Source organism: Ideonella azotifigens, from assembly GCF_006519715.1.
GTDB lineage: Bacteria > Pseudomonadota > Gammaproteobacteria > Burkholderiales > Burkholderiaceae_C > Ideonella > Ideonella azotifigens.
Genome location: NZ_VIDT01000853.1, coordinates 1 through 2,014 on the forward strand (window position 1 = coordinate 1; position 2,014 = coordinate 2,014).

The following is a 2,014-nucleotide window of genomic DNA, read 5'->3' on the forward strand; positions in this document are numbered from 1 at the left end:
CGTGGCCAGCCAGGACCAAGCGGCGCTGAAGCGTGCCATTGCGCCGTTCGAGCACCAGCCGGGCCTGCGCTGGGCGCCGGCCGAGGCGTCGCTCGAAGACGTGTTCATCAGCCTGATCTCGCAGAGCCCGGACAACTTCGGCAGCGGCGCCGCGAGGGAGAAGGCATGAAGAGCAAGAGGTTCAGCGTCGCCAGGATGTGGGCCATCTTCCTGAAGGAATTCCAGCAGATGATGCGCGACCGGCCGACCTTCGCAATGGCGGTCGGCGTGCCCATCCTGCAGCTGGTGCTGTTCGGCTACGCGATCAACACCGACCCCAAGGGCCTGCCCACCGCGGTGGTGAGCCACGACAACGGCACGATGTCGCGCAGCCTGCTGGCCACGCTGCAGAACACCGGCTATTTCAAGGTCATTGCCCAGCCCGCCAGCGAAGCCGCCGGCGACGCACTGGTGGCCGACGGCGAGGTGCAGTTCCTGATCGTCATCCCGCCGGACTTCAGCCGCCGCCTGGTGCGCGGCGAGCAGCCTGCGCTGCTGGTCAGCGTGGACGCGACCGACCCCTCGGCCGCCGGCAATGCGCTGGCCGCGCTGTCTCAGCTGGGCAGCACCGCGCTGCAGCGCGAACTCAGCGGCCCGCTGGCGCACCTGCAGCCCGGGCCGGCACCGTTCGAGATGCGCATCCACCGCCGCTACAACCCCGAAGGCCTGTCGCGCTACAACATCGTGCCGGGCCTGATCGGCACCATCCTGACGATGACGATGGTGATGCTGACCGGGCTGGCGATGACGCGCGAACGCGAGCGCGGCACGATGGAAAACCTGCTGGCAACGCCTGTGCGCCCATTCGAGGTGATGGCCGGCAAGATCCTGCCGTACATCCTGGTGGGCTACATCCAGCTGGGCGTCATCCTCTCGGCCGGGGCCTTCCTGTTCGAAGTGCCAATGGAAGGCAGCCTGGCGCTGCTGATGGTCATGATCGGCGTCTTCATGCTGGCCAACCTCGCCGTGGGCTTCACGTTTTCCACGCTGGCCAAGAACCAGATGCAGGCGCTGCAGGCGACCTTCTTTTTCTTCCTGCCGTCGATGCTGCTGTCGGGCTTCATGTTCCCGTTCCGCGGCATGCCGGTCTGGGCCCAGCACCTGGGCGAGCTGCTGCCGCTGACGCACTTCCTGCGCATCGTGCGCGGCATCCTGCTCAAGGGCAACACCATGGGCCAGGTGCTGCCGGAGCTGTGGCCACTGCTCGGTTTCCTCGTCGTCGCAGGCACCGTTGCCTTGGCGAGGTACCGGCAGACCCTGGATTGAGGCAAGAAACACCAATTCCCACGCCCCGCCCCGCTGGCATACTCGCCCCGCCCACTCCCTTCGCCCTCGGAGAGCCTTTGATGATTGCCGCCGAGCCGCCGCCCGCAGACGCCCTGTTCCAACAGCTCTACCAGGACCTGCGCCGCCTCGCCCGGGCCCGGCTGCGCCGCAGCGAGGACATCACGCTGCTGGACACCACGGCGCTGGTGCACGAGTCCTACCTGCGCATGCAGCAGCAGGAAGATGCAGCACTGGCGCAGCTGCCGCCAGGGCAGTTCCTGGCCTATGCCTCGCGCAGCATGCGTTTCGTCGTGATCGACTTCGTGCGCCAGCGGCATGCCGAGCGGCGCGGCGGCGGGCAGTTCCAGGTCACGCTGAACACCGAGATCGGCGACTCGCTGGCGGTGGACGACAGCGAGGTGCTGCGCATCCACGAAGCGCTGGAAGAGCTGGCCCAGGTGGACGAGCGGCTGGCCCGCATCGTCGACATGCGCTGCTTCGGCGGGCTGGACGAGGCGACGATTGCCGACGCGCTGGGCATCACAGACCGCACCGTGCGCCGCGACTGGCAGAAGGCCAGGCTGATGCTGAAGGCCGCGCTGGCCTGAGCGGCTGAGCGTCTTTCGGCCATGCCCTTGCCCGCTGCCGACCTGGCCCGGCTCTCGCGCCTGCTGGACCAGGCCCTGCCGCTGAACGAAGCCGGCCGCGA

Annotated in this window: 2 protein-coding genes; both read left to right on the top strand. The window is 68.1% G+C overall.

From position 1 onward, the window contains the following. The first annotated feature begins 165 nt into the window (after positions 1-165). The gene (locus FKP22_RS28465; protein ID WP_141291467.1) at positions 166-1,305 is read left to right on the top strand and encodes an ABC transporter permease; all 1,140 of its coding nucleotides are present in this window, start codon (positions 166-168) and stop codon (positions 1,303-1,305) included. A gap of 80 nt (positions 1,306-1,385) precedes the next feature. After that, positions 1,386-1,913, top strand: coding sequence for an ECF-type sigma factor (locus FKP22_RS28470; protein WP_141291469.1), 528 nt, complete (start codon positions 1,386-1,388; stop codon positions 1,911-1,913). Positions 1,914-2,014: the final 101 nt, after the last annotated feature.